Origin of the sequence: Actibacterium ureilyticum (genome assembly GCF_002285435.1) — a bacterium.
GTDB classification, from domain to species: Bacteria; Pseudomonadota; Alphaproteobacteria; order Rhodobacterales; family Rhodobacteraceae; genus Actibacterium_C; species Actibacterium_C ureilyticum.
On the sequence record NZ_NSBT01000026.1, the window covers coordinates 220952 to 247479 of the forward strand.

Sequence of the window (26528 nt, forward strand, 5' to 3'; positions counted from 1 at the left end):
GGGTCAGGCGCCGGTCGCCTCGGCAAAGGCGGTCAGGAACAGATCGGCCTCGTCCCGGGTCAGGCAAAGCGGCGGGCGCACCTTCAACGTCGCCCCGTAACGCCCTGCGGCGCCTATCAGAATGCCACGGTCGCGCATGGCGTCGATCACCCGCACGGTTTCGGCCGGGTCGGGGCTGTCCGGCGCGTCGGGCAAGCCGAGGTCGATGCCGATGAACAGCCCCGCGCCGCGTATATCGGCGACCTGTGGCGCGCGGTCCGCGATCTGGCGCAGCCCGGCCAGCAGATGCGCACCCACGTCGCGGGCGTTGTCCTGCAGCCCCTCGTCCTCGATCACCTGCAACACCGCAAGTCCCGCCGCCGCCGCCACAGGATTGCCGCCGAACGTGTTGAAATAGCCCACATTTTCGCAAAACGCTGCCAGATCGCCCGGCCGTGCCGCCATGCCCGCCATGGGAAAGCCGTTGCCCATGGGTTTGCCCATCGTGACGATATCGGGCGCGACCCCGTGGCGGGCAAAGCCCCAGAACGCGTCGCCGGTGCGGGCAAAGCCCGGCTGCACCTCGTCGGCGATGAACAGCCCGCCCGCGTCCTGCATCGCCTGCACGGCGGGGGCCAGGAAACCGGGCGGGTCGGCAAAGATCCCGTCCGAGGAAAAGATCGAATCCACCAGCAGCGCGGCGGGTTTCAGCCCCCGGTCGGCCAGTGTGGCGATGGCCCCGCGTACCGCTGCGGCAAAGCCGCCCGCGATATCGTCGCCGTACTGCGCCGCGCCGGGGGCGGGGATGGCGACGACGAAATCCGGTACATCCCCGGTCCTGAACGCCGAGGGCGAGGCATCGGTCGCCAGCGCGGTATTGCCGTGATAGGCGGTCTGCGTCACCACGAAGCCCGTCCCGCCGGTGGCGCGGCGCGCCACGCGCATGGCCAGGTCGTTCGCCTCGCTGCCCGAGCAGGTCAGGACGATGTTTTCCAGATCGGTGGGCAGCTTGGCCTTCAGCGCCTGCAGGTAATCGTCCACCACCGCCACCAGATAGCGCATGTTGGTGTTCAGCACCGCGATCTGATCGGCCACGGCGGCGGCCACGCGCGGGTGACTGTGCCCGACCGAGGGCACGTTGTTATAGAAATCCAGATAGCGCGTGCCATCGGCGGCGGTCATCCAGGCGCCGCTGGCCGACACCATCTGGATCGGCTCGCGGTAAAACAGGACCGACGCCGCGCCCAGGTTCGACAGCCGCCGCGCGACCGCATCGCTTTGCCCGGCGCGGCCGGGGTCAAAGGCGTTCATGTCCAGGATCTGGCGGACCTCGCGCGTCATGCGCCGGCCTCCGCCAGATAGGCGCGGGCCAGATCGACCGTCCCTTGGGTATAGTCCGCCAGCCCGGCGGCGGCGGCGGTTTCGGTTTCGGGGTGGCTGGCGATCCAGGCGGTCAGCAGCAATCGCCGGAACAGGATGAAGGTGGGGATCATGTCGATATGTTCCTGCGCCAGCGGCGCGACAGAGCCATAGCCCGCGATCCAGGCCGCCTGAAGATCGGGCACGATGTCATTGGTTTCATGAAAGGAAATCGCAGCGGCGAAGTCATAGATGAACCACGAGAACCCGCAATCGTCGAAATCGATCACCCCCAGCGTGTCACCATCGACCAGCAGGTTGGCCAACCGCAGATCGGCATGGACCAGCCCGAACCGGTCGCGCCCGGTGCCATAGGCCGCCAGCCGCGCCTGCAACACATCGCAGAGCCGGTCCAGCACCGCCTTCTGGTCGGGCGTCAGCCCAAGCGCGGCGCGCCAGTCGCCCCAAAGCGGCTCGGGCCCGAAGGCGGTGTCGAAATTCCAGGTCTTGCGCACGAAGCCCTCGGGCGGGGTCCAGGTGCTGGCATGGCCATGCAGCCGGGCCGAGATCGCACCCAGCACCCTGAACCCGGCCACCAGTTTCGCGTCGGCATCGGGTTCCGCGCCGGGCATGAAGCTGAACCCCACCACATGGCGCGTCTGGCCCTGATCTTCGAACTCGGCGATATGGCCGCCATCGGGCAGGGCCAGCGGTTCGGGCGTGTCGACCGTGCCGCTGTCGCGCAGGGCGGCGATCCAGGCCAGCTCTGATTCGATCTCGGCCCGCGTGTGGTAGTCGGGCCGATGCACCCGCAGGATGATCGGCGCGGCGCGAGCCGGGTCTTCGGCGATGAAGGTGGCGTTTTCCGACAGGGTCAGCAGGCGAATCCGCGTCTTCGGCCCCAAGCCCCACAGCGGCGCCAACCCCGCAACGCCCAGGCGCAGGCGTTCCACGAACCCGTCATCGTACAATCCAGCCATCGGGTGCCCTTTTATTTTGCGTCTGAGAAACGGCTAGAAGAAAAATCTTCGTCTTGCAACATTTAAGCTTGCGAAATGCAACATAAGCCGGAATCAATTCGATAGATGCTGCAAAAGCGGCACGTGCCAAAAACACAGGCCGCACTGATCGCGGCCCGCGTGCCGGGCATTCGATCCGGCACCACCGACAGAGGATGGAGACCGCCATGAAACTGAACCGCCGCGCCTTTACCGCCGGGTTGGGGGCTGCCGGGGCCGCCGGGCTGATGATGCCCCGTGCCGCCCGCGCCGCCCGCGACAACGAACTGAACATCCTGTGCTGGGAGGGGTATAATACCGACGATGTGCTCAGCCCGTTCCGCGACCTGCACCCCGGTGCCACGGTGCGCGCCGAAAGCGGCACATCCGACCCCGACATGATCAACAAGCTGCGCGCGGGGGAGGTCAATGTCTGGGACCTGATCAACCTGAACCAGCCCTGGGCGCGGGGGCAGCTTCTGCCCGAGGGGTTGATCAAGCCGCTGACCAAGGACCGGTTCATGCCGTATTTCGAGAAGATGGCGCCCGAGTTTTCCGATCCCGCCTATCCGCTGGCATTCGATGCGGGGGGCGAGCTGATCGGGATGCCGCAGCGCTATGGTCCGTTCTCGTTCGTGGTGAACACCGACAAGATCAGCCGCGAAATGGCCGAGGATCAGGGTTGGAAGCTGTTCCTGGATCCGGCGATGGCGGGGCGGTACGGCGTGCTGACCTATGACAACTGGAACCTGATCCACATGTGCCTGACGGGCGATCTGAACCCGTTCGAGCCGCTGGACGAAGCCGGTTTCGCGACCTTTACCGACGTGGCCACGCAGATCTTCGGCGGCGCGAAGCTCTTGACCGACGATCTGGTGGCAATGAACACCGCCCTGATCAATGGCGAGATCGACGCCTATTTCACCGGCGGCACCTACACGGCCAGCCCCGCGCGTCTGGACGGGCTGACCAATGTGCGCGGCATCACGCCCAAATCCGGCCCCGTGGGTGGCAAGGGCGGTGTGGTCTGGATCGAGCTGACATCGGTCGTCAACAACCCCGACCCGTCGCCGCTGGCTGAGGATTTCCTGGAATTCGTGCAAAAGCCCGAGATCTGCAAGGCCGTGGGCTTTGCCGAGGGCACCTATAACCCCGTGGCCCAGATGGGCGACGAGGCGGTGTTCAGCCTGTGGGATGCCGACGAGCTGGACGCGATCCAGTGGGACAGCCTGGCCGAGGAAATGGCCGGATCCGTCGAATATGACGTGGTCGCCGATTACGACAAGCTGATGGAAATCTATACCGCGGCGCGGCGTTCCTGATCGCACGCGCACGGGTTGGGCGGGGCCGCTTGCTGCGTGCGGCCCCGTCCGAATGACGACATCGCGGCCTGGGGAAACGAAGTATCATGGGCGACCAGCCAATCCTGCGGATCAACGGACTGACCAAGCGGTTCAATGATTTCACCGCCCTGCACAGCATCGACCTGAACGTGTCCGAGGGCGAGTTTCTGACCATCGTCGGCCCCTCGGGCAGCGGCAAGACGACGCTGATCCGTCTGCTGGTGGGGATCGACGAGCCCAGCGATGGCTCGATCTGGCTGCGCGACCGGCGCATCGACGAGGTGCCCGCCAACAAGCGGCCCACCTGCATGGTGTTTCAGTCGCTGGCGCTGTTCCCGCATCGCACCGTGGGGCAGAACATCGAATTCCCGCTGAAGCTGCGCAAGGTGCCGCCCGCCGACCGCCGGGCGCGCGCGCTGGAGCTTTTGGACCTGCTGCGCCTGCCGCGCGACTATTACGGCAAGCGGATCGACCAGTGTTCGGGCGGCGAACGGCAGCGCGTGGCGCTGGCCCGCGCGCTGGCCTTCGACCCCGAGATCCTGTTTTTCGACGAGCCGCTCTCGGCGCTGGATTACCGCCTGCGCAAGACGCTGGAGAAGGAGCTGAAGGACCTGCATCGCCGCACCGGCAAGACCTTCATCTATATCACCCACAGCCTGGAAGAGGCGATGGTCATGTCCGACCGCATCGCCATCATGCGCGCGGGCCGCTTCGAACAGATCGCGCCCGCCGAACAGATCTATGCCAAGCCGGTGTCGCGTTTCGTGGCGGGGTTCATGGGCGAGGTGAACCTGTTTGACATGACCGCCGGTCAGGTGCCGGGCGTCACCCTGTCGCCCCATGCCCAAAGCCGCTTTGCCGGGCAGAGCGGCACGTTGATGATCCGGCCCGAAAGCCTGTCGATCCTGCCGCCGAGCGGCACCGCCGATATCTGTTTCACCGCCGTGATCGAGGCCGAATATCTGCTGGGATCGCGGATGCAATACACGCTGCGCCGCGCGGGTGGCGGCACCGTCACGGTCGAGGTCCTGCGCGAGGATGCCGCCCAAGGCGGGGTGGGGGCCGAGATCACGCTGGGCTGTCCCGCCGATGCCTGCCACCTGATTGCCGAGGTTCCCGATGCAGCGTGACCGGCAACTGGGTCTGTTCTATGCGCTGCCGCTGGGCGGGTTCCTGGCGCTGGCTTTCCTCGCGCCGATCCTGCTGGTCGCGGCGTTTTCCACCATGCCGCCCAAGGTGTTTTCGCTGGCGCATCTGCCGGATTTCTCGGCCTATTACACGGTCTTGACGCAAGGCTATTGGAAATCGGTCGTGTGGTCGCTGGGCATGGCGCTGGCGGCCACGGCGATCCTGTTCGTGATCTGCTGGCCGCTGGCCTATGGCATGGCCAAGGTGTTAGGGCGGTTCTCGCTGGTGCTGACGATCTGCGTGGTGATGACGCTGTTCGTGTCGGAAAACATCCGGCTTTTTGGCTGGGTGCTGACCCTGATGAAGGGCGGCCTGATCGAAGGCTACCTGCGCCACTGGACCGGGGCGGGGTTCGACGGGCTGCTGTATAACGTGCCGGTCATCGTCTTCGGGCTGGTCTATGTCTATCTGCCCTTCATGCTGTTTCCGCTGGCCCAGGGCATCGCCATGGTGCCCGATGATACGCGGCAGGCGGCGTTCGATCTGGGCGCCACCCGCTGGCAGGTCCTGCGCGAGGTCGAGCTGCCGCTGGCCATGCCGGGCATTCTGGTGGGCAGCCTGCTGACCTTTGTCCTGTCGGCCGGGGCGATTGCGGAATCCAAGCTGCTGGGCGGGCAGGCGGTCATCGTGATCGCGGACGAGGTCGAAACCGCCTTTACCTATGGTCAGAACTGGCCCCTGGGCGCGGCGCTGGCGATGGTGCTGATCGCCATCGTGGGCGGCATCGCGATCTGGGGGATCGGGCGGGCCGATCTCGACAGTATGATGGCACGGAAATAATGCGCACATCCCGTTTCACCGCCACGGTCCTGATGCTCTATGGCCTGTTGGTCATCGCGTTCCTGTACCTGCCGCTTTTCTCGGTCGGGCTGGCCTCGATCTCCAAGGCGCGGTATCTCAGCTTTCCGATCCGCCGCTATGCCTATGGTTGGTATGGCGAGGCGCTGGCATCGGACACGGTGCAGACCCTGCTGGTGCTGTCGCTCAAGGTGGCGGGCATCGTCACGGTGCTGAGCATGATCATCGGGTTCTTCGGTGCGCTGGCCTTTGCGCGCTATTCCTGGCGGTTCCGCAAGGCGTATCAGAAGCTGATCCTGCTGCCGATCTTCTTTCCGCAGACGGTGCTGGGGCTGGCGCTGTTGATGTGGTTCAACACGCTGGGGATCGTGCCCAGCTGGAAAACCGCCGTGGTGGCGCATCTGGTCTGGATCGCGCCGATCGCGACGCTGGTGATTTCCATCCGCGCCTATAGCTTCGATCCCGCGCTGGAAGAGGCCGCGCGCGACATGGGCGCCAGCACATGGGACACCCTGCGCGAGGTGACGATCCCGCTGCTGATGCCCGGCGTGGTGTCGGCGGGGCTGTTTGCGTTCCTGCTCAGCTGGGGGAATTTCCCGCTGTCGCTGTTCACCACGGGTGCGGACAGTACCCTGCCGGAATGGCTTTATGCCAAGATGGTGTCGGGCTATTCGCCGCTGGTGCCGACGGTGGGCATCCTGACGGTGGGCAGCTCGGTCGTGCTGGTGGCGCTGGGGCTGCTGGTGCCCTGGGGGCTGCGCCGGATGCGGGCGCTGGCGGGCCGGGTGCCGTCGGAACAGGCCGCCCAGCAGATTCCGCAGGAAACATGAGATAAAGGAAGGGAAAACCATGCTCACATCCATCGCAGGCAAATCCGTGATCGTGACCGGCGGGTCCAAGGGCATCGGCAAGGGCATCGCCCAGGTCTTTGCCGCGCAGGGCGCCAAGGTGATGATCGCCGCGCGGGGCGCGGGCGCCGCGAAAGACGCCGTGGCCGAGATCGAAGCGGCGGGCGGCACCGCCGCCTATTGCCTGACCGATGTGGCCGATTGGGACAGTGTGCAGGCCATGGTCGCCACCACCGCCGACACGTTCGGGGGGGTCGACATCCTGTGCGCCAATGCCGGGATCTTCCCGCAGGTCAAGCTGATCGACATGTCGCCCGAGGATTGGGATGGCGTGATGGCCACCAACCTGAAAAGCAGCTTTCTGTGCGTCAAGGCCTGCATCCCCCATTTCGAAAAGGCCGGGAAGGGGCGGGTGGTGCTGACCTCGTCCATCACCGGGCCGGTCACGGGCTATCCGGGCTGGGCGCATTACGGCGCGTCGAAATCGGGCCAGCTTGGCTTTTTGAAGACCGCCGCGATGGAGCTGTCGCGCTATGGCACCACGATCAACGCGGTGATGCCCGGCAACATCTATACCGAAGGGTTGCAGGACCTGGGCGAGGACTATCTGAAGACCATGGCGGCCTCGATCCCGCTGAAACGGCTGGGCGCGGTCGAAGATATCGGCAACGCGGCGCTGTTCTTTGCCAGTGACGAGGCGGGCTATATCACCGGCCAGCAGATCGTCGTGGATGGCGGCCAGATCCTGCCCGAAAGCCTGGAGGCGATCGAGGAAATCTGAGATTGGCCCGGCGGCATGCCGGGCCGCGCCCGACCCTCTGGCGAGAAATCGAACATCGGCGGAAAGGCCTGCGATGAACTGGAAAACCGACTGGCGCAGCTTCTATTACGAGGCGGCCGACGCGCCCGACGACATCACCCTGATCCCGTCGAAGACCGCGCTTCTGGTGATCGACATCCAGAACACCTATCTGGAGGTGCCCGACGACCCGGCCGAGGCCGCGCGCTGGCAGCCGTTCTTTGACCGGATGCATGGCACCGTCATCCCCAACACCGCCGCGCTGCAATCCTGGGCGCGGGATAACGGGGTCGAGGTCATCCACGCCCGCATCGCCTGTCTGAAAGAGGATGGGCGCGACCGGTCGCTTTCGCAGAAGAAACCGGGCTTCAACTATCTGCTGCTGCCCAAGGATCGCGCAGACAGCCAGATCGTCGATGCGGTGGGTCCCAAGGGCGACGAGATCGTGGTGACGAAAACCACCGACAGCGCGCTCACCGGCACCAACCTGCGGATGGTGCTGCACAATATGGGCATTACGGATGTGATCGTGGCGGGGATCTTCACCGATCAGTGCATCTCATCCTCGGTCCGCAGCCTGGCGGATGAAAGCTTCGGCGTCGTGGTGGTCGAGGATTGCTGCGCCGCCGCCACGCAGGAGCTGCACGAGCACGAACTGCGGGTGATCAACATGATCTATTGCCACGTTGTCAGCAGCGCAGAGGTGCGCGGGTTCCTGGCGGCGGGCTAGCCTTCCCATTCCGGCATCGGGCGCTTTTCGACAAAGGCGCCGATGCCGCGTTCGGTGTCGCGGGCCATCATGTTTTCGGCCATGGTGCGGCCCGCGAACTCATAGGCCGCGGCCAGATCCATCTCGGCCTGGGCGTAAAAGGCGGATTTCCCGGTCTTGACCGCCACCGGCGCCTTGGACGCGATCTTCAGCGCCATGTCGCGGGCGGCACCGGGCAGATCGGCCAGCGGCACCACCTGGTTGACCAGCCCCATCTGCGCGGCGCGGTCGGCGGGGATGAATTCGCCCAGCAGCAGCATTTCCATCGCGTGTTTGCGCGCCACATTGCGGCTGAGCGCGACCATCGGCGTGGAACAGAACAGCCCGATATTGACGCCCGACGTGGCAAAGCGCGCCTCGTCCGAGGCCACGGCCAGATCGCAGCTGGCGACCAGCTGGCATCCGGCGGCGGTGGCGATGCCGCTGATTTCGGCGATGACCGGCTGGGGCAGGTGAACGATCGACATCATCATCTTCGCACAGCGCGCGAACAGGTCGTTGAAATAGGCATGCCCGCCATCGTCATCGGCCCGGCGGGCGTTCATTTCCTTCAGGTTGTGACCGGCGCAGAAATGCGCACCCGCGCCCCGCAGGACAACCGCCTTGACGCCCGGATTGACGGCCAGATCGTCCCAGACCGTTTGCAGCGCGGCCAACAGGTCCTCGGACAGGGCATTGATGGCTTTGGGTCGGTTCAGGGTGACGGTCGCCACCTGATCCGCGATCTCGACCAGAACCGGTGCGTCATCTGTCATTTCTCGTCCTCCCCTGACGGTCAATTGGGCGCAGCCTAGCGCCCGGTCCCGGCACGATCCAGCGGAAAACAGGGGCAGGGGTCAGTCGGGCTGGAAGCCCTCGATCATCCGGCGCAGGCCGTATGTCGCGCCCAGCCAGATCGCGCCCAGCGTGACCGGCGCGGAATAGGCCAGCGTCGCAAAGGCGCTGACGCCCTGGCCGATGGAACAGCCCATGGCCAGCACGCCGCCCACGCCCATCATGGCTGCGCCCGTCACCTGACGGCCCAGCTCGCGCGGGTCCTCGCAGGCTTCCCACCGGAAGCGGCGCTTGATGGCCGATCCGATCAGCGCGCCGCAAAACACGCCCGCCACGGACCCCACGCCGAAATTCAACCCACCCGCGGACGAGGTCATCAGCCACATCAGCGTGCGCCCCAGCGGCGCGGTGAAGGAATGCGCCTCGACGCCCACGGCGCCGAAGCTTTGATCGTTCAGCGCGCTGGTGCCCCAGAAGGCGAAGCTGACCGACAGGCCGGCGGCGACCGACCAGGCGACGCGCCGGGGGTCGCGGCGCAGCCCGTCATGCGACAGACCCCACCAGAAGAACGCCGCCGCCACCAGCGCGGCAAAGATCAGCGGCGACACGCCCAGCTGCCCCGCCACCAGATGGGCAAATCCCTGCATGCTGTCGGCATCGCGCTGCGGAAAGGCGAAGATGCGCAGTTCGGACAGCGGGCCGCCCAGGGTGATGAAGCCGGTGATCGCCATGACGACCACCACGACCATCGCCCGCAGATCGCCGCTGCCGAAACGGATCAGCGCGCCAAAGCCGCAATTGCCAGCCAGCGCCATGCCATAGCCGAAGATCAGCCCGCCCAGGATGCTGGCCAGCGGGTTCCAGGCAATCGAATGGTAAAAGCTTTGCGACAGGTCCACCTGGCCGCCCTCGGCCAGGACAAAGGTCGACAGGATCGCCGTGCCCAGCACCACACCCCACATCCGCAGGCGGGTGTGGTCGCCGCCATAGGTGGCGGCCTCGATCGCGCCCAGCGTGCAGAAGTCGCCCAGCCGCGCGGCCAGCCCCAGCACGATGCCGGTCGCCAGGCCAATCAGCGCCGCAAGCGCGCCAATCGGGATAACGTCCATAAATCCTCCCAGACGGTAAGACGTACCGTGTCGATGACCTTAGGATGCCCCGCAGAACATGTCATAGACCAGATCGATCATGCGCCGGGCGCGCGGATCTGACAACGAGTAATAGATCGTCTTGCCCTCGCGCCGGCAGGATACCAGCCCTTCGAGCCGCAGACGCGCCAGTTGCTGGCTGACGGCGGCTTGGCGCGACGACAGCAGCTTTTCCAGCTCGGTCACCGATTTCTCGCCCGTGGTCAGGTGGCACAGGATCATAAGGCGGCCTTCGTGGCTGAGCGCCTTGAGGAAGTTCGACGCGGATTCGGCAGAGTCGATCATGCTGTTGGCATCCACCGGATCAACGGTGGTGTCCTCTGCATCCATGTGTCCCATCCCGATATGCGCTGCGAAATCCGTCATCTGTGTTTTCCGATGCCGCTGTGCGGCACGTCCGTTCCTGCCCTAACATTCCCTATATAGGAGACTTTGCACGGTATAGCACAATAAATATGTGCTTGCGACCTTGTGTGCCAAGTTCCCGGCTCAATTCGCCGCGGCGTTGCTTTTGCAGCGCAGCATGATTTCAGCCCCCGGTATGCGCGGCCCATTCCGGTTCGGTTTCCAGCATCCGCGCCAGCAGACCCCAGAAGAAATCCTCGCCCGGGTAACCTTCCAGGCGGTCGATCTCGACCCCGTCGCGCAGCAGCACGAAGGTGGGGGTAAAGGCCGGGCGGCTGTTCAGCGTGACATCGGCGGGCTGCGCGGCGTTCAGATCCATCCGGCGCAGCGGGGCGACCTTGCCCTCGGCCGTCTTGGGATAGATCGGCGCGATCTCGTTGTCCCACATCCGGCAATAGGCGCAGCCGCGCTGTTCGACCATCAGCAGCGTCAGATCGGCGAGCGCCGGAACCGTGGTGAGCATAAGGACCGCCAGAGCGGCCGCCGCTTTTCGCAGATGTGTCATTGACGATGTCCACAAAACATTAAAAGATCGTAATATGTTTTTATTCACCGGGCAAGGGAGGGCTACGGTGCTGGATATTTCCTTTGGTGGGGCGGCGTTGGCCGGGATTTTGTCGTTCCTGTCGCCCTGCATTCTGCCCATGGTGCCGTTTTACCTGTGCTACATGGCCGGGATTTCAATGACCGAGCTGCGCGGCGATGACACGATCGCGCCGGGCGCGCAGCGGCGGCTGGTGCTGTCGGCGGTGTTCTTTGCGCTGGGGGTCACGTCGATCTTCATGCTGCTGGGTCTGGGCGCCACGGCGCTGGGGCAGGCGTTCCGGCAATGGATGACGCCGCTGTCCTATATCGCAGCGGGCATCCTGATCCTGTTCGGGCTGCATTTCCTGGGCATCCTGCGGATCCCGTTCCTGTACCGCGAGGCACGGCTGGAAAGCAAAGCCGAACCCAGCGGGGTGATCGGGGCCTATGTCATGGGGCTGGCCTTTGGGTTTGGCTGGACGCCCTGTGTCGGCCCGGCGCTGGCGGCGATTCTGATGATCGCCAGCGGCATGGGCGATCTGGCCCGCGGGACCGCGTTGCTGGCCGTCTATGGGCTGGCGATGACGTTCCCGTTTGTGCTGGCGGCGCTGTTTGCGCGGCCGTTCCTGGCCTGGGTCCAGCGCAACCGCAAATATATGGGCCATGTCGAAAAGGTGATGGGCGGGATGCTGATTCTGTTCGGCCTGCTGATTGCCACGAATTCCATTTCCTATATTGCCGATTTCATGATCCGCCACGCGCCGTGGCTGACCTCGATCGGCTGACCTCAAGGAGGACGCTATGAGATTGCACGCTTTGATCGCCGCCGCCGCGCTGGCCGTGGCCACGCCGGTCTGGGCCACGGCGCCGATGGGCGATGACGGCCTGCACAAGCCCGACTGGCTGCGCGACACGTTCAAGGACATGTCCGAGGACCTGGCCGAGGCCAATGACGAGGGCAAGCGGATGCTGGTCATCTTCGAACAGCGCGGCTGCATCTATTGCAAGAAGATGCACGAAGAGGTCTTTCCCGACCCCGATATCGCCGCGCTCCTGAACGACCGGTATTTCGTGGTGCAGATGAACCTGTTCGGCGATGTCGAGGTGACCGATTTCGACGGCACCACCCTGACCGAAAAGGAGATGGCGCGGCGCTGGGGGGTGATGTTCACGCCCACGATGATGTTCATGCCCGAATCCGCCCCCGCGGACGGGACCGCCGCCCAGGCCGCCGTGGCAACGATGCCCGGTGCCTTCGGAACCGGCACGACCCACAGCCTGCTGACTTGGATTCTGGAAAAAGGCTATGAAAGTGACGAGCATTTTCAGAAATATCTCGCCAGGAAGTTGCAAGAAGGGCAGTAAGGGGCAGGGACCGCTGAAAGGTCCCGCCAATGCCGCCATTAAATATGCAAAAAACTAGATTTGTTGTTGCACGCCATGGTATACCTCAGATAATGTGGCTGGCAGGACAAAAGACACTGGGAGGAGTCTTTCTTATGAAACGCGCAACCTTGACCATCGCATCGCTGATCGCCAGCGCTGGTCTTGCAGTGGGGGCCGAAGTCGCGCCCTTGGACGTGACTTTCGAAGACGGTGCTGTCGCACAATCGCTGTCCGGCGCGGCCGGCGATGCCGCCAATGGCCGCAAGGTCGTTTCGACCAAAGGCCTGGGGAACTGCGTCTCGTGCCACGCGATCAGCGAAATGGCCGACGATGTGCCGTTCCACGGCGAGGTCGGTCCGATCCTGGACGGCGTCGCAGACCGCTGGAGCGAGGCCGAGCTGCGCGGCATCGTGGCAAATGCCAAGATGACCTATGACGGCACCATCATGCCGGCTTTCTACAAGACGACCGGCTATATCCGCCCCGGTGATGCCTATACCGGCAAGGCCGCGAAATCCGATCCGCTGCCGCCGCTTCTGTCGGCCCAGCAGGTCGAGGACGTGGTCGCCTATCTGATGACATTGAAAGAGGAGTGATCCGGCCTGCGGATCGCAACCTGATCAAGAGGAGAAACACATGCAACTGACACGACGTGGCGCCATCGCTCTGGGTGCCGGTTTCGCGGCCAGCCTGGCGCTGCCCCTGCGCGCAACCGCGGCCACCGAAGATGCCATCGCCGCATTTACCGGCGGTGCCGAAGTGGGCGAGGGCGGGCTGAGCCTGACGACGCCCGAGATCGCGGAAAACGGCAACACCGTGCCGATCAGCGTCGACGCGCCGGGTGCGGCCTCGATCCTGGTTCTGGCCTCGGGCAACCCGACGCCGGGCGTGGCCACCTTCAACTTCGGTCCGCTGGCGGCAAGCCAGGCGGCCTCGACCCGGATCCGTCTGGCCGGCACGCAGGACGTGATCGCCATCGCCAAGATGGCCGATGGCAGCTTCGTGCGCGCCGCCAACACGGTCAAAGTCACAATCGGCGGCTGCGGCGGCTGACGGCCCCGCACCCCCAGATATCCTAGGAGAAAAAGCAAATGGCAGATGGTGTAAAACCCCGCGTCAAGGTCCCGAAAACAGCCGCTGCTGGCGATTCCGTGACCATCAAGACCCTGATCAGCCACAAGATGGAATCGGGTCAGCGCAAGGACGGCGACGGCAACCTGATCCCGCGTTCGATCATCAACCGCTTCACCTGTGAATTCAACGGGCAGGGCGTGATCGACATGACGATGGAACCCGCGATTTCGACCAACCCTTATGTCGAATTCGATGCGACCGTTCCCGAAGCCGGTGATTTCAAGTTCACCTGGTACGACGATGACGGGTCGGTTTACGAAGAAACAAAATCGATCGCAATCGGCTAAGCCGGTGTTTCATTCAGGGAGGAAACGTATGGAACGCAACCCGCTTAAGCCGCTGACGGCTACTGCCCTTGGGCTGGTCATGGCGGCCGGCATGGCAGCTGCAGACGAAAACGCAGAACTGGTGATCAATGGCGACATCGAGATCGTGACCCGCACCGCGGCACCGGAACACATGGAATATATCGACGAGATCCGGTCCGGCTGGACCTTTCGGTCCGACGATACCCAGGCGTTCCAGATGGACGATTTCGACAACCCGGGCATGATCTTCGTCGACGCGGCGCAAGAGGTCTGGGACACCGCCGATGGTGCGGCGGGCAAGTCCTGTGCCGATTGCCACGGCGCCCCGGAAGAGGGCATGGCCGGTGTGCGTGCGGTCTATCCGAAGTGGAACGAGGCCGCGGGCGAGGTGCGCACGCTGGAGATGCAGGTCAACGATTGCCGCGAAAACCGGATGGAAGCCGAGCCGTGGAAATGGGATTCGGGCGACATGGTCAACATGACCGCCCTCATCTCGGTCCAGTCGCGCGGTTTGCCGGTCAGCGTGGCCATCGACGGTCCGGCCGCCGAAACCTGGGCGAAGGGCAAGGAGATCTACTATACCCGCTATGGTCAGCTCGAACTGTCCTGCGCGAACTGCCACGAGGATAACTACGACAACCTCATCCGGGCAGACCACCTGTCCCAGGGGCAGATCAACGGGTTTCCGACCTATCGTCTGAAGAACGCCAAGCTGAATTCGACCCATGCGCGGTTCAAGGGCTGCATCCGCGATACGCGGGCTGAAACCTTCAGCCCCGGCTCGCCGGAATTCGTGGCGCTGGAGCTTTACGTCGCCTCGCGCGGGAACGGCCTGTCGGTCGAAGGCCCGTCGGTGCGCAACTAAGACACTTCCCCGCGCGGGGGACACCTGCGCGGGGACCATTCGTTAGTTCCTTTATCTGGCATCGGTTCACCGGCCCGCAAGACGCGGGCACCGGCTGGTCCGTTGCGACCTGAACGGAGAGACGACAACATGATTTCGCGCCGCGATTTTCTGCAGGCATCGGTGGCCGCCTCGGCGATCTACGGTGTTTCGGGCTATGGCAACTGGTCGAAACTGGCAGCGCAACAGGTGCTGACCCAAGACGACCTGCTGCAATTCGACACGTTCGGCAACGTGACGCTGATGCATATCACCGATATCCACGCGCAGCTGAAGCCGATCTGGTTCCGCGAGCCGGAAATCAACCTGGGGATCGGCGCGGTGAACGGGTTGCCGCCGCATGTGACGGGGCAGGATTTCCTGGACCTCTACAAGATCCAGCCGGGCAGCCCCGAGGCCTATGCCCTGACCTATACCGATTTCACGTCGCTGGCCAAAACCTATGGCAAGATGGGCGGGATGGACCGCGTGGCGACCGTGATCAACGCGATCCGCGCCGACCGGCCCGACGCGCTGCTGCTGGATGGCGGTGACACCTGGCATGGCAGCTATACCTGCTATCAGACCCAAGGGCAGGACGTGGTTAACGTGATGAACGCGCTGAAGCCCGACGCGATGACCTTCCACTGGGAATTCACGCTGGGCTCGGATCGGGTGCACGAGATCCTGGCCGGTCTGCCCTTCGACGCGCTGGCGCAGAACATCTTCGACGCCGAATGGGACGAACCGAGCGAGAATTTCAAACCTTACGAGTTCTATGAGCGCGGCGGCACCAAGATCGCCGTCATCGGCCAGGCCTTCCCCTATATGCCCATCGCCAACCCCGGCTGGATGTTCCCCGAATACAGCTTCGGCATCCGTGACCAGCGCATGCAGGAAATGGTGGACGAGGTGCGCGGCATGGGCGCCGAGCTGGTCGTCTGCCTGAGCCATAACGGCTTCGACGTGGACCGCGCCATGGCCAGCAAGGTCAGCGGCATCGACGTGATCCTGACCGGGCACACCCATGACGCCATCCCCGAACCGCTGGTGGTGGGCGACACGATCCTGATCGCCAGCGGATCCAACGGCAAATTCGTCAGCCGCGTCGACCTGGACGTGCGCGACGGCAAGATGATGGGCTTCCGCCACAAGCTGATCCCGATCTTCAGCGACGTGATCACGCCCGACGCCGAGGTCAGCGCGCTGATCGACGAACAGCGCGCGCCCTTCAAGGACCAGCTGGAAGAGGTGATCGGCCAGACCGACAGCCTGCTCTATCGCCGGGGCAACTTCAACGGCACCTGGGACGACCTGATCTGCGACGCCCTGCTGGAAGAGCGCGAGGCCGACATCGCCATGTCGCCGGGCGTGCGCTGGGGGCCGTCGATCCTGCCGGGTGAGGATATCACCCGCGAGGATCTGTGGAACGTCACCTCGATGACCTATCCCAATGCCTATCGGTCGGAAATGACAGGGGAATTCATCCACACGATTGTCGAGGACGTGGCCGACAACCTGTTCAACCCCGACCCCTATTACCAACAGGGCGGCGACATGGTTCGCTTGGGCGGCATGGGCTACAAGATCGACGTGTCCAAGCCCATCGGCGAACGCATCACCGACATGGTGCTGCTGAAGACCGGCGAAAGCATCGACCCGGCCAAGACCTATGTGGTTGCGGGCTGGGCCAGCGTGAACGAGGGCACCGAGGGTCCGCCGATCTGGGACGTGGTCGAAAGTTATCTGAAGCGCAAGGGCCCGATCCAGCTGGAACCCAACACATCGGTGAAGGTGACAGGGGCGTGACCGAACACCGCAATGACATATATCAAATATTGAATATAAATGACGCATCTCAGGAGGAGGTTGCAGACATGACAGACAAACCTGATCCCACAACCACCCGGCGCGGCTTCCTGAAAGCCGGTATCGCTGCGGGCGGGGCCGCCGCGACCAGCACCGCGGCGCTGGCAGCTGGCGATCCGCTGATCACCGAAATCCAGCCCTGGGCCCAGGAACTGGGCGACGGTGTGGATGCCACGCCGTATGGCCTGCCGATCAAGTACGAGGACGACGTTGTCCGGCGGAATGTGGAATGGCTGACCGCCGACACGATCAGCTCGATCAACTTCACGCCGATCCACGCGCTGGACGGCACGATCACCCCGCAGGGCTGCGCGTTCGAACGCCACCACTCGGGCGCGATCGAGCTGCGCAAGGAAGATTACCGGCTGATGATCAACGGTCTGGTGGACCGGCCGTTGGTCTTCACCTATGCCGATCTGGAGCGTTTCCCGCGTGAAAACCACGTGTATTTCTGCGAATGCGCGGCCAATACCGGCATGGAATGGGCAGGCGCGCAGTTGAACGGCGCGCAGTTCACCCATGGCATGATCCACAACATGGAATATTCCGGCGTGTCCCTGCGGACCCTGCTGGAAGAGGCCGGTTTGGACGCCGCGGGCGATCTGGCCGACAAGTGGGTCTATGTCGAGGGCGCGGATGCGTCGTCGAACGGCCGCTCGATCCCGATGGAAAAGGCGCTGGACGACGTTCTGGTGGCGTTCAAGGCCAATGGCGAGGCACTGCGTAAGGAACATGGTTACCCCGTGCGTCTGGTCGTGCCCGGCTGGGAAGGCAATATGTGGGTCAAATGGCTGCGCCGGGTCGAGGTCATGGATGGCCCCGTCGAAAGCCGCGAGGAAACCAGCAAATACACCGACACGCTGGCCGACGGCACCAGCCGCAAATGGACCTGGGTCATGGACGCCAAATCGGTCGTCACCAGCCCCAGCCCGCAATCGCCGATCAGCCACGGGCCGGGCCCGCTGGTCATCACCGGCCTGGCCTGGTCGGGCCGCGGCGCGATCACCGGGGTCGACGTGTCCGTCGATGGCGGCAAAAGCTGGACGCCCGCGCGTCTGGCCGCGCCCGGCACCGACAAGGCACTGACGCGGTTCTATCTGGACCATAACTGGGACGGGTCGGAAATGCTGCTGCAGGCACGCGCCAAGGACAGCACCGGTTACGTGCAGCCCAGCAAGGCGCAGCTGCGCGAGGTGCGCGGCGAAAACTCGATCTATCACAACAACTGCATTCAGACCTGGTGGGTCAAGGAAAACGGAGAGGCCGAGAATGTCGAAGTTTCTTAATCTGTTCGGTCCCGCCCTGACCGGGGTGGCGGCTGTCATCGGCTCGGCCTATGTCCTGGCGGATCAGTTCGTCGCCGATGTGCCCGCGCCCGCGCGTGGCAAGATCGTGCCGGCGGCGCATGCCGAAAACGCCGCCGCGCCCGAGGCCGCCGCGCCGATGAAAGTGGCGGCCGTGACCACGCCCGAGGGCGGGTTTGGCCTGGGCCGTGTGGCGCTGCCCGAGGAGGTCGCCGCCTGGAACGTGGACGTGTCGCCCGATGGCACCGGCCTGCCCGAAGGCTCGGGCGACGTGCTGACCGGCGAAGAGGTCTTTGCCGACAATTGCGCGGTCTGCCACGGCGATTTCGCCGAAGGTGTCGACAACTGGCCGAAGCTGGCCGGGGGCGCGGGCACGCTGGCGCACAAGGACCCGCTGAAAACCGTGGGCTCGTACTGGCCGCATCTGTCGACCGCGTGGGACTATGTGAACCGCTCGATGCCGTTTGGCAACGCGCAGTCGCTCAGCGCGGACGAGGTCTATGCCATCGTCGCCTATATCCTTTATTCCAACGATCTGGTGGACGAGGATTTCGTGCTGTCGAACGAAAACTTCGCCGCGTTCGAATTGCCGAATGCCGAAGGGTTCGTCGTGGATGACCGCGAAACCGCCGAGGCCGCGTTCTGGAATCCCGAACCCTGCATGAGCGATTGCAAGGACAGCGTCGAGATCACGATGCGCGCCGCCGTTCTGGATGTGACGCCCGATCACGGGGCCGAGGACGAGGCCGCAGCGGAACCCGCGCCTGAACCGGCCGCAGTGGAAACCGCCGCTGCCGAACCGGCCGAGGAAGCCCCCGCCGCCGCCGAGGCGCCCGCCGAACCCGCGCCTGCGGCGATGGCAGCCGCCGATCCGGAACTGGTCGCCGCGGGCGAGAAGGTGTTCAAGAAGTGCAAGGCCTGCCACCAGGTGGGTGACGGCGCCAAGAACCGCACCGGCCCGGTCCTGAACGGGGTCGTCGGGCGCCATGCCGCCGCGTTGGGGGATTTTAAATACTCCAAACCCTTCGTGACCGAAGGCGAGGGCGGTCTGGTCTGGACACCGGAAAACCTGGATGCGTTCCTGGCCAATCCGAAAAGCTATATCGCCAAGAACAAGATGTCCTTTGCGGGGCTGAAAAAGGAAGACGATCGCGCCGCGATCATCGCCTATCTCAGCACCTTCCAGTAAGCATTCGCTTCTCCCTGACGGCGGGCGGGCCCCTTGGGCTCGCCCGTTCGTGTTTTGGCGGTTGTCCCACGCCGTGCTAGGCTGCGGGCGGGAGGATACGCTATGCCGACACGCCGCGACACGATCCTGACCGCGCTTGCGCTGTCCCTGGCCGGGCCGCTGCGCGCGGCCGAGCTGGGCGATGACGGGCTGCACAAGCAGGATTGGTTCACCGACAGCTTCCTGGAGCTGGGCGACGATCTTCAGACCGCCGCCGATGCGGGCCGGGGGCTGATGGTGCTGTTCGAACAGGCCGGCTGCCCCTATTGCCGCGAGCTGCATCAGGTGAACTTTGCCCGCCCTGAGATCGTCGATTACCTGACCGCGCATTTCGACGTGATCCAGCTGGATCTGTGGGGCGCGCGCGCGGTTCTGGATTTCGACGGCCAGTCGCTGGAAGAACGCGCGCTGGCCGCGAAATGGGGCGTGAACTTCACCCCCACCACGGTCCTGTTCCCCGCCAGCCGCGCCGGGGCCACCGATCCGCGCCTGGCCGAGGCGTTTCGCCTGCCGGGATATCTGAAGCCCTTTCACTATCTGTCGTCGCTGGAATATGTGGTGACCGGCGAATACGAAAAACAACCGTTTCAGCGGTACTTACAGGACAAGTTCGAAGCGCTGCGCGCGCAGGGGATCGACCCGGACGTGTGGTAGCGTTTTTCCCATTCACGAATAGATATATTCTTGTTTGTGCTGCCGAACTGGCATAGAGTTCCAGATATGGGAGGATTTGCGAAACTTTGTTTCGCCGCGCTCGCGCTGGGACTGTCCGGCGCGGTGGCTGCGGTCGAGCGGATCGGCGATGCGGAAAGCGGGGCCGAGCTTTGGACACAATGCAAGGGCTGTCATCAGATCGGCCCTGATGCAACGAACCGGATCGGGCCGCATCTGAACGGCATTTTCGGCCGTCAGGCGGCCGCGATCGACGGGTTCAGCTATTCGAAATCGATGCAGCGGGCGGGCAATGACGGGCTGACCTGGACGTTGCAGACGCTGGATGCCTATATCCACAATCCCAAGGCGCTGGTCTCGGGCACGCGGATGAGCTTTCGCGGGCTGAAGGACGACCAGCAGCGGGCGGATCTTCTGGCCTTCCTGCGCGATTTTTCGGACAACCCCGCCAACATCCCCGAGGCCGCGCCGACCGCGATCCGCGACCTGCCGGACCTGTCGGACGAGATCCTGGCGATCCGGGGCGATCCCGATTACGGCGAATACCTGTCCAGCGAATGCACCACCTGTCATCAACGCGACGGCAGCGATCAGGGCATTCCGTCGATCACGCTGTGGCCCGAGGAGGATTTCGTGCTGGCCATGCATGCCTATAAGGAAAAGCTGCGCCCGCATCCGGTGATGCAGATGATGGCCGGGCGCCTGTCGAATGACGAGATCGCGGCGCTGGCGGCCTATTTCGGCGCCTTGTCGGACGAAGAATAAAAAGGGAGGAATTGCAATGAAACTGAACAGACGCCGATTTATCGGCACCGCGTCGGCGGCGACCCTTGCGGCGCCCACCGTCTGGGGCGCGGGGCATGGGATGCCCAAGGTCGTCGTGATCGGCGGCGGAGCGGGCGGGGCGACCGCCGCGCGCTATCTGGCCAAGGATTCCGACGGGGCCATCGACGTGAGCCTGGTCGAGCCGTCGCGCAGTTACTACACCTGCTTCTTCTCGAACCTCTATATCGGCGGCTTCCGCGAAATTGGCTCCATCGCGCATTCCTATGGCACGCTGGCCGCGGATTACGGGGTCAATGTGGTGCATGACTGGGCCGTGGGGATCGACCGCGATGCCAAGACGGTGACGCTGGCCGGTGGGGCGGTGCTGCCCTATGACCGGTTGATCCTCAGCCCCGGGATCGATTTCGTCGACGGGGCCGTGCCGGGCTGGGACATCAGCGCCCAGAACAAGATGCCGCATGCCTATAAGGCCGGATCGCAGACCGAATTGCTGAAAGCCCAGATCGAGGCGATGCCCGAAGGCGGCACCTTCGCCATGATCGCGCCGCCCAACCCGTATCGCTGCCCGCCGGGACCCTATGAGCGGGTCAGCATGGTGGCGCATCTGCTGAAACAGATCAATCCGACGGCCAAGATCATCGTCGCCGACCCGAAAGAGAAATTCTCGAAACAGGCGCTGTTTCAGGAAGGCTGGGGCAAGCACTATGACGGCATGATCGACTGGATCGGCCCCGATTTCGGCGGCGGCACTGTCGAGGTGAACCCGGACGAGATGACCGTCAGCATCGATGGCGAGGTCACGAATGTCGATGTCTGCAACGTGATCCCGGCGATGAAGGCCGGGCGCATCTGTGAAATCGCGGGCATCACCGATGGCAACTGGGCGCCGGTTTCGGGCCACACGATGCAAAGCCGGATGGACGAGAATATCCATGTGCTGGGCGATGCCACGAACCAGGGCGACATGCCGAAATCGGGCTTTTCGGCCAACAGTCAGGCCAAGGTGGCGGCGATGGCCGTGCGCGGCGCGCTGACCGGGGCCAAGGTGTTCCCGGCCAAGTTCACCAACACCTGCTGGTCGCTGATCGACACCGATGACGGGGTCAAGGTGGGCGCGTCCTATCAGGCGACAGATGAAAAGATCGCCAAGGTCGACGGGTTCATCAGCCAGACCGGCGAGGATGCCGCGCTGCGCAAGGCGACCTTCGAGGAAAGCGTGGGCTGGTACGCGGGCATCACCGCCGACATGTTCGGCTAGGGCCGCTCAGTCGGCCCGGAACGTGCCATAGCGCCCGCCGGTGAAGACCAGCGGCGGGCTGATCCCCCCGGCACAGGCGCGGGTCACCTCGCCGATGATCAGCACATGGTCGCCCGCATCGTGCTGGGCATGGGGGCGACAGACGAAGCGCGCGGCGTAATGGGTCAGAAGCGGCAGGCCATCGTCGCCGATCTGCCAGTGGGCGGGGTCGAATTCGGTGCCTGAACGCGCGAATTGCATGGCCAGCGGCGCCTGGTCGGCGGCCAGCACATGGATGGCGAATTCCGGCGCCGCGCAGAACGCCGCGCACCGGGCCGAGCGTTTGGCCGGCGACCACAGCACCAGCGGCGGGTCCAGCGACACGGATGTGAAGCTGTTGGCGGTGATGCCAAGCGGGCCGTCCGCCGTCCGCGCGGTGACAATCGTCACCCCGGTCGCGAAACGCCCCATTGCATCGCGCAACGCGCGTTTGGTGTCCGGCCCCGGTACGAATTCTGACATGGCGGTCCCTTCCTTGCGCCAGACAGATAGCAGGTCGGGCCTTGCGTGCAACCCGCGCAAGCCGCCCCGCGCGTCATAAAAGGTTCAGAAAACTGAAACAAAGCCGTCGCGGCGATGGCTTACCCGCTCGGGTGGGGAATTGCTGTGGGGTGAACATGCTGCTGCGTGTGACGGGTGTAACCAAGCGGTTCGGCGCGAATACCGCCGTTCAGAACGTGACATTCGATGTCGCGAAACCGGTGATGATCGGGATCATTGGCCGGTCGGGGGCGGGCAAGTCGACCTTCTTGCGGATGATGAACCGCCTGACCGATGCGACCGAGGGCGAGATCCGGTTCGAGGATCGCGATATCCTGCGCCTGCGCGGTGGCGACAAGCGCGCCTGGCAATCGCAATGCGCGATGATCTTTCAACAGTTCAACCTGGTGCCGCGCATGGATGTGGTCAGCAACGTGCTGCATGGCACGCTGAACCGCCGCTCGACCCTGGCCACCCTGTTCAACCTGTTCCCGCAGGATGACATTCACCGCGCCATCGACATCCTGGACCGGCTGGGCATCGCCGAACAGGCGCCCAAACGGGCCGAGGCGCTTTCGGGCGGCCAGCAGCAGCGCGTGGCGATTGCGCGCGCGCTGATGCAGGACCCGCGCATCATTCTGGCCGACGAGCCCATTGCCAGCCTGGACCCGATGAACGCCCAGGTGGTGATGGACGCCCTGCGCCGCATCCACGAGGAAGACGGTCGCCTGGTCGTCGCCAACCTGCACACGCTGGACACCGCGCGGCGCTATTGCGACCGGGTGATCGGCATGCGCGACGGGCGCGTGGTGTTCGACGGCACGCCCGAACAGCTGACCACCGGCGTGGCGCGCGACATCTATGGCGCCGATGCGGGCTTTTCCGAAGCCGCCACATCGACCGCAATCGAGGCGCTGGACCGCGTGCCCGCCTGACCCCCGACGATTTTCATCGGCTTCGGGGGACGGCCCCCGGGGCCAAACAACCTGGAGAGAGACCGAGATGAAAAAACTGTTTGCTGCCGCTCTGGCCACCACCGCGCTTGCCGGTGTCGCCAACGCCCAAGAGATCACCGAATTCCGCATCGGCATTCTGGGCGGCGAAAACGCCCAGGACCGCATGACCTCGCACCAGTGCCTGAAGGACTATACCGAAGAGGCGCTGGGCGTTCCGGTCAAGATCTTCGCGCCTGCCGACTATAACGGTGTGATCCAGGGCCTGCTGGGCGGCACCATCGACTATGCCTGGCTGGGCGCGTCGGGCTATGCCAAGACCTATCTGGAAGACCCCGAGGCGGTCGAGCCGGTACTGGTCAAGATCAACCTCGATGGCTCCTATGGCTATCATTCCATCGGTTTCGCCCGCAAAGACAGCGGCATCACCTCGCTTGAGGACATGAAGGGCAAGGTCTTCGGCTTCGGCGATCCGAACTCGACCAGCGGTTACCTGATCCCGTCCATCGAGATCCCCGAAACCACCGGCGCCAGCATGGAAAACGGTGACTATTTCGGCGAGGTGAAATTCACCGGCGGTCACGAACAGACCATCGTTGCCGTGAACAATGGCGATGTCGACGGCGGCGTGACCTGGGCCGACGGCCAAGGCGCCTGGGAAGATGGCTATAACTCGGGCGCGCTGCGCAAGGCGGTGGATGCGGGCCTAATCGACATGAACGATTTGGTCGAGATCTGGCGCTCCAAGCCGATCCCCGAAGGCCCCATCGTGCTGCGCAAGGCGCTGCCCGAAGAGGTCAAGGCCAAGATGACCGCCATGATCGACAACATGTACGACGCCGATCCCGATTGCGCCTATAACATCGCGGCGGGCGAGACCCTGGGCTTCGACCCGATCACCCATGACGCCTATCTGTCGATCATCGAAGCGCGCAAGGCGAAATCGAACTGATCCGACAATCCCAACGCAGGCCCCGCATCGCGCGGGGCCTGTTCGCTGTTTAAAGGGGGCATCCGATGGCAGAACTGACCGCCGCACCGCATCCGGGCAACGGGATCGACCCGATCCGCGCGGAATACATGGCGCTGACCCGGCGCAAGCGGCTTTACGGCGGGCTGACGCTGCTGGTGTTCGTGCTGCTGATGCTGTCGGGCTTTACCCTGGCCGACAGCCGCAATGCGGGCGGGTTCTGGGACGGGCTGCACCGGATTTTCGACTTCCCCGCACAGGTGCTGGGCGAGGCATGGGACAAGATCGACCTGATGCCCGCGCATCTGGTGAAATTCTTTCCCGCACTGATCGAGACCATCAATATCGCCGCCGTATCGACGCTCGTGGGGGCGATGCTGGCCATCGTGCTGTCGCTTCTTTCGACCCGTGGTTTGGCGCGGTTTCCGGCGCTGATCCCGCTCTTTCGCCGGATCATGGACGTGATGCGCGCGGTGCCCGAGATCGTGATCGCGCTGGTGCTGATCTTCATCCTGGGCGGCGGCCCGGTCCCGGCGATGATCGCCATCGCCTTTCACACCGCCGGCGCGCTGGGCAAACTGTTTTCCGAGGTGAACGAGAACGCCTCGCTCAAACCGGTCGAGGGGCTGGAAAGCGTGGGCGCCAACTGGACCCAGCGGATGCTGCTGGGCGTGGTGCCACAGGTGGCGCCGAATTACCTCTCCTATGGCCTGCTGCGGTTCGAGATCAACATCCGCGCCTCGGCCATCCTGGGCTTTGTCGGCGCGGGTGGCATCGGCTACGAGCTGAAGAACGCCATGTCCTGGGGGCAGGGCAAGTTCGACGAGGCGGCGGCGATCTTCCTGCTGCTTTTCGGGGCCATCGTGGTCTTTGACCAGGTGTCTAGCCATTTCCGCAACAAGTTGACCCATGGGGGTGGCGCATGAGCACCATGGCGCTGAAATCGCAGGCCGACGGCCTGTTTCGCCGCAAGCGGCTGGTGGCCTTCGGGCTGCCCGCGCTGATCGTTGTCTATCTGGCCTATATCGTCTTTGCCTTCGATATCCCGGGGTTGGCCGAACGGGCGCGGATGGACAATGCCCGCGCGCTGGTGGCCGACAGCTACAGCTATAAAACCCATGTGACGCGAGACAACCGGTCGGGTGATGTCAGTATCGCCATCGAGGGCGAGCGCAAGGGCGCCTATGCCGACGGGACCGCGCCCGCTTGGGTGACGCTGGGCGATCAGACGGTGATCGACCTGGAAGACGGCCATGTGGTGCGGTTTGCCGAAACCGGCGTCAGCTATGACGTGCCGGGCTTCGGGCTGATCACCGCCGAACCCGGCCCGCGCGGGGTGCAGACGAACCTTGATCCCGAAAACGTGCCCGACTGGATCAACCTGTCGAAAAACCGCATGACCATCACCACCGATGCGGGCCGCGTTACGGTGACCCGCAACCGGACCGAGGTGTTTCGCTATTTCGCGGGCTGGGAGCTCTTCTTCTTCACCCTCGACAGCCCTTATCACGGCCATGGGGCGGGCGAGATCCTGTTCGGCCCCCGGATCGATCCCGCACGCGGCAATATCGCGGGCGCGCTGCACGATTTCTGGCACAACGCCATGTGGCGCCATGCCGAGGTCGCCTGGGCCATGTTCGAAACCGTCCTGATGGCGTTCCTGGGCACCATGGGCGCGGCCATCGTGGCGCTGCCGCTGGCCTTCCTCGCGGCGCGCAACTTCGCGCCGCTGGGCGCGCTGCGTTTCGCTGTGCGGCGGGTCTTTGACTTCGTGCGCGGGGTGGACGGGCTGATCTGGACCATCATCCTGGCCCGCGCCTTTGGCCCCGGGCCGATGACCGGGGCGCTGGCGATCCTGTTCACCGATACCGGCAGCTTCGGCAAGATGTTCTCCGAGGCGCTGGAAAATGTCGACCGCAAGCAGATCGAGGGGCTTCAGTCCACCGGCGCGCGGCCCCTGCAACGCTATCGTTTCGGGGTGATCCCGCAGATCACGCCGGTGCTGCTCAGTCAGGTGCTGTATTACCTGGAATCCAACACCCGCAGCGCCACGATCATCGGCGCCATCACCGGCGGCGGGATCGGTTTGCTGCTGACGCAAGCCATGATCACCCAGAAGGACTGGGAAGAGGTCAGCTACTATATCGTCCTGATCCTGCTGATGGTGATGCTGATGGACTGGCTTTCGGGCAAGCTGCGACAGCGCCTGATCGCGGGCGGCCGCTGACGCGCCCGCCGGATTTTAGGCCTTCGGCGAGAGTATTGGTACCAAGAAGAAGGACGCGTTTCGGCTTCTTCTTGGTACCAATACTCCCGCCGGAGGCA

29 protein-coding genes are annotated in these 26528 nt (G+C 64.3%); 22 read left to right on the forward strand and 7 right to left on the reverse strand.

Annotated elements, in window-relative coordinates; genetic code table 11:
* Positions 1-3 precede the first annotated feature (3 nt).
* On the reverse strand, positions 4-1320 hold the full coding sequence (locus CLM60_RS09660; RefSeq protein ID WP_095588953.1) for an aspartate aminotransferase family protein: 1317 nt from the start codon (positions 1318-1320) through the stop codon (positions 4-6).
* The gene (locus CLM60_RS09665) at positions 1317-2318 is read right to left on the reverse strand and encodes a phosphotransferase enzyme family protein (protein WP_095588954.1); all 1002 of its coding nucleotides are present in this window, start codon (positions 2316-2318) and stop codon (positions 1317-1319) included. The genes CLM60_RS09660 and CLM60_RS09665 overlap by 4 nt, the downstream gene beginning before the upstream one ends.
* Before the next feature lie 206 nt (positions 2319-2524).
* On the opposite strand from CLM60_RS09665, the gene CLM60_RS09670 reads away from it, so the two are divergent.
* The 6 genes from CLM60_RS09670 to CLM60_RS09695 all read left to right on the forward strand — a co-directional run bounded on the left by CLM60_RS09670 (position 2525) and on the right by CLM60_RS09695 (position 8042).
* Positions 2525-3658: an ABC transporter substrate-binding protein gene (locus tag CLM60_RS09670; protein WP_095589321.1), complete on the forward strand. Its 1134-nt coding sequence runs from the start codon at positions 2525-2527 to the stop codon at positions 3656-3658.
* Between the two features lie 86 nt (positions 3659-3744).
* Positions 3745-4809: an ABC transporter ATP-binding protein gene (locus tag CLM60_RS09675; RefSeq protein ID WP_095588955.1), complete on the forward strand. Its 1065-nt coding sequence runs from the start codon at positions 3745-3747 to the stop codon at positions 4807-4809.
* Complete coding sequence (locus CLM60_RS09680; protein WP_095588956.1) at positions 4799-5647, forward strand: ABC transporter permease; 849 nt, start codon at positions 4799-4801, stop codon at positions 5645-5647. Before CLM60_RS09675 ends, CLM60_RS09680 begins: the two co-directional genes overlap by 11 nt.
* Positions 5647-6495 (forward strand): ABC transporter permease, encoded by an 849-nt coding sequence (locus tag CLM60_RS09685; protein ID WP_095588957.1) that lies wholly within the window; start codon positions 5647-5649, stop codon positions 6493-6495. Before CLM60_RS09680 ends, CLM60_RS09685 begins: the two co-directional genes overlap by 1 nt.
* A 19-nt stretch (positions 6496-6514) precedes the next feature.
* The gene (gene fabG, locus CLM60_RS09690; protein WP_095588958.1) at positions 6515-7294 is read left to right on the forward strand and encodes a 3-oxoacyl-ACP reductase FabG; all 780 of its coding nucleotides are present in this window, start codon (positions 6515-6517) and stop codon (positions 7292-7294) included.
* Between the two features lie 73 nt (positions 7295-7367).
* Positions 7368-8042: a cysteine hydrolase family protein gene (locus CLM60_RS09695; protein ID WP_095588959.1), complete on the forward strand. Its 675-nt coding sequence runs from the start codon at positions 7368-7370 to the stop codon at positions 8040-8042.
* On the opposite strand, the gene CLM60_RS09700 is transcribed toward CLM60_RS09695, so the two are convergent.
* The 4 genes from CLM60_RS09700 to CLM60_RS09715 form a co-directional block, all read right to left on the reverse strand.
* A complete protein-coding gene (locus CLM60_RS09700; protein WP_095588960.1) occupies positions 8039-8836 on the reverse strand; it encodes an enoyl-CoA hydratase in 798 nt (265 codons plus the stop codon). The two genes, CLM60_RS09695 and CLM60_RS09700, sit on opposite strands and share 4 nt — an antisense overlap.
* 81 nt (positions 8837-8917) lie before the next feature.
* Positions 8918-9964, reverse strand: coding sequence for a YeeE/YedE family protein (locus tag CLM60_RS09705; protein ID WP_095588961.1), 1047 nt, complete (start codon positions 9962-9964; stop codon positions 8918-8920).
* A 39-nt stretch (positions 9965-10003) separates the two neighbouring features.
* The gene (locus CLM60_RS09710; protein WP_095589322.1) at positions 10004-10333 is read right to left on the reverse strand and encodes an ArsR/SmtB family transcription factor; all 330 of its coding nucleotides are present in this window, start codon (positions 10331-10333) and stop codon (positions 10004-10006) included.
* A gap of 199 nt (positions 10334-10532) precedes the next feature.
* On the reverse strand, positions 10533-10913 hold the full coding sequence (locus CLM60_RS09715) for a thioredoxin family protein (RefSeq protein WP_095588962.1): 381 nt from the start codon (positions 10911-10913) through the stop codon (positions 10533-10535).
* A gap of 67 nt (positions 10914-10980) precedes the next feature.
* Between CLM60_RS09715 and CLM60_RS09720 the strand changes: the two genes are divergently transcribed.
* From CLM60_RS09720 to CLM60_RS09775, 12 genes are all read left to right on the forward strand, one after another.
* Positions 10981-11718, forward strand: coding sequence for a cytochrome c biogenesis CcdA family protein (locus CLM60_RS09720; protein WP_095588963.1), 738 nt, complete (start codon positions 10981-10983; stop codon positions 11716-11718).
* A gap of 16 nt (positions 11719-11734) precedes the next feature.
* Positions 11735-12298, forward strand: a complete 564-nt coding sequence (locus tag CLM60_RS09725) for a thioredoxin family protein (RefSeq protein WP_095588964.1) — start codon at positions 11735-11737, stop codon at positions 12296-12298.
* A gap of 134 nt (positions 12299-12432) precedes the next feature.
* The gene (gene soxX, locus CLM60_RS09730) at positions 12433-12915 is read left to right on the forward strand and encodes a sulfur oxidation c-type cytochrome SoxX (protein WP_095588965.1); all 483 of its coding nucleotides are present in this window, start codon (positions 12433-12435) and stop codon (positions 12913-12915) included.
* Positions 12916-12955: 40 nt separating this feature from the next.
* On the forward strand, positions 12956-13372 hold the full coding sequence (gene soxY / locus CLM60_RS09735) for a thiosulfate oxidation carrier protein SoxY (RefSeq protein WP_095588966.1): 417 nt from the start codon (positions 12956-12958) through the stop codon (positions 13370-13372).
* A 38-nt stretch (positions 13373-13410) separates the two neighbouring features.
* The gene (gene soxZ / locus CLM60_RS09740; RefSeq protein ID WP_095588967.1) at positions 13411-13740 is read left to right on the forward strand and encodes a thiosulfate oxidation carrier complex protein SoxZ; all 330 of its coding nucleotides are present in this window, start codon (positions 13411-13413) and stop codon (positions 13738-13740) included.
* A 91-nt stretch (positions 13741-13831) separates the two neighbouring features.
* Positions 13832-14626 carry a sulfur oxidation c-type cytochrome SoxA gene (gene soxA / locus CLM60_RS09745; RefSeq protein ID WP_245848323.1) on the forward strand — a complete coding sequence of 265 codons (795 nt, stop codon included), beginning with the start codon at positions 13832-13834 and terminating at the stop codon, positions 14624-14626.
* 129 nt (positions 14627-14755) lie between these two features.
* Positions 14756-16453: a thiosulfohydrolase SoxB gene (gene soxB / locus CLM60_RS09750; protein ID WP_095588969.1), complete on the forward strand. Its 1698-nt coding sequence runs from the start codon at positions 14756-14758 to the stop codon at positions 16451-16453.
* 68 nt (positions 16454-16521) lie between these two features.
* Positions 16522-17799, forward strand: coding sequence for a sulfite dehydrogenase (soxC, locus tag CLM60_RS09755; protein ID WP_095588970.1), 1278 nt, complete (start codon positions 16522-16524; stop codon positions 17797-17799).
* On the forward strand, positions 17783-19006 hold the full coding sequence (locus tag CLM60_RS09760) for a c-type cytochrome (protein WP_095588971.1): 1224 nt from the start codon (positions 17783-17785) through the stop codon (positions 19004-19006). Before soxC ends, CLM60_RS09760 begins: the two co-directional genes overlap by 17 nt.
* A gap of 102 nt (positions 19007-19108) precedes the next feature.
* Positions 19109-19699 (forward strand): thioredoxin family protein, encoded by a 591-nt coding sequence (locus tag CLM60_RS09765; RefSeq protein WP_095588972.1) that lies wholly within the window; start codon positions 19109-19111, stop codon positions 19697-19699.
* 66 nt (positions 19700-19765) lie between these two features.
* Positions 19766-20482, forward strand: coding sequence for a c-type cytochrome (locus CLM60_RS09770; RefSeq protein WP_095588973.1), 717 nt, complete (start codon positions 19766-19768; stop codon positions 20480-20482).
* A gap of 16 nt (positions 20483-20498) precedes the next feature.
* Positions 20499-21761, forward strand: a complete 1263-nt coding sequence (locus CLM60_RS09775; protein WP_095588974.1) for an NAD(P)/FAD-dependent oxidoreductase — start codon at positions 20499-20501, stop codon at positions 21759-21761.
* Between the two features lie 6 nt (positions 21762-21767).
* On the opposite strand, the gene CLM60_RS09780 is transcribed toward CLM60_RS09775, so the two are convergent.
* On the reverse strand, positions 21768-22262 hold the full coding sequence (locus CLM60_RS09780; RefSeq protein WP_095588975.1) for a flavin reductase family protein: 495 nt from the start codon (positions 22260-22262) through the stop codon (positions 21768-21770).
* 155 nt (positions 22263-22417) lie between these two features.
* Here CLM60_RS09780 and phnC point away from each other — a divergent pair, with 155 nt between their 5' ends.
* From phnC to phnE (CLM60_RS09800), 4 genes are all read left to right on the forward strand, one after another.
* Positions 22418-23215 carry a phosphonate ABC transporter ATP-binding protein gene (gene phnC, locus CLM60_RS09785; RefSeq protein WP_425427222.1) on the forward strand — a complete coding sequence of 266 codons (798 nt, stop codon included), beginning with the start codon at positions 22418-22420 and terminating at the stop codon, positions 23213-23215.
* A 67-nt stretch (positions 23216-23282) separates the two neighbouring features.
* On the forward strand, positions 23283-24185 hold the full coding sequence (phnD, locus tag CLM60_RS09790; RefSeq protein ID WP_095588976.1) for a phosphonate ABC transporter substrate-binding protein: 903 nt from the start codon (positions 23283-23285) through the stop codon (positions 24183-24185).
* A gap of 65 nt (positions 24186-24250) precedes the next feature.
* Positions 24251-25129: a phosphonate ABC transporter, permease protein PhnE gene (gene phnE / locus CLM60_RS09795; protein WP_095588977.1), complete on the forward strand. Its 879-nt coding sequence runs from the start codon at positions 24251-24253 to the stop codon at positions 25127-25129.
* Positions 25126-26430 (forward strand): phosphonate ABC transporter, permease protein PhnE, encoded by a 1305-nt coding sequence (gene phnE, locus CLM60_RS09800; protein WP_095588978.1) that lies wholly within the window; start codon positions 25126-25128, stop codon positions 26428-26430. The genes phnE (CLM60_RS09795) and phnE (CLM60_RS09800) overlap by 4 nt, the downstream gene beginning before the upstream one ends.
* Positions 26431-26528: the final 98 nt, after the last annotated feature.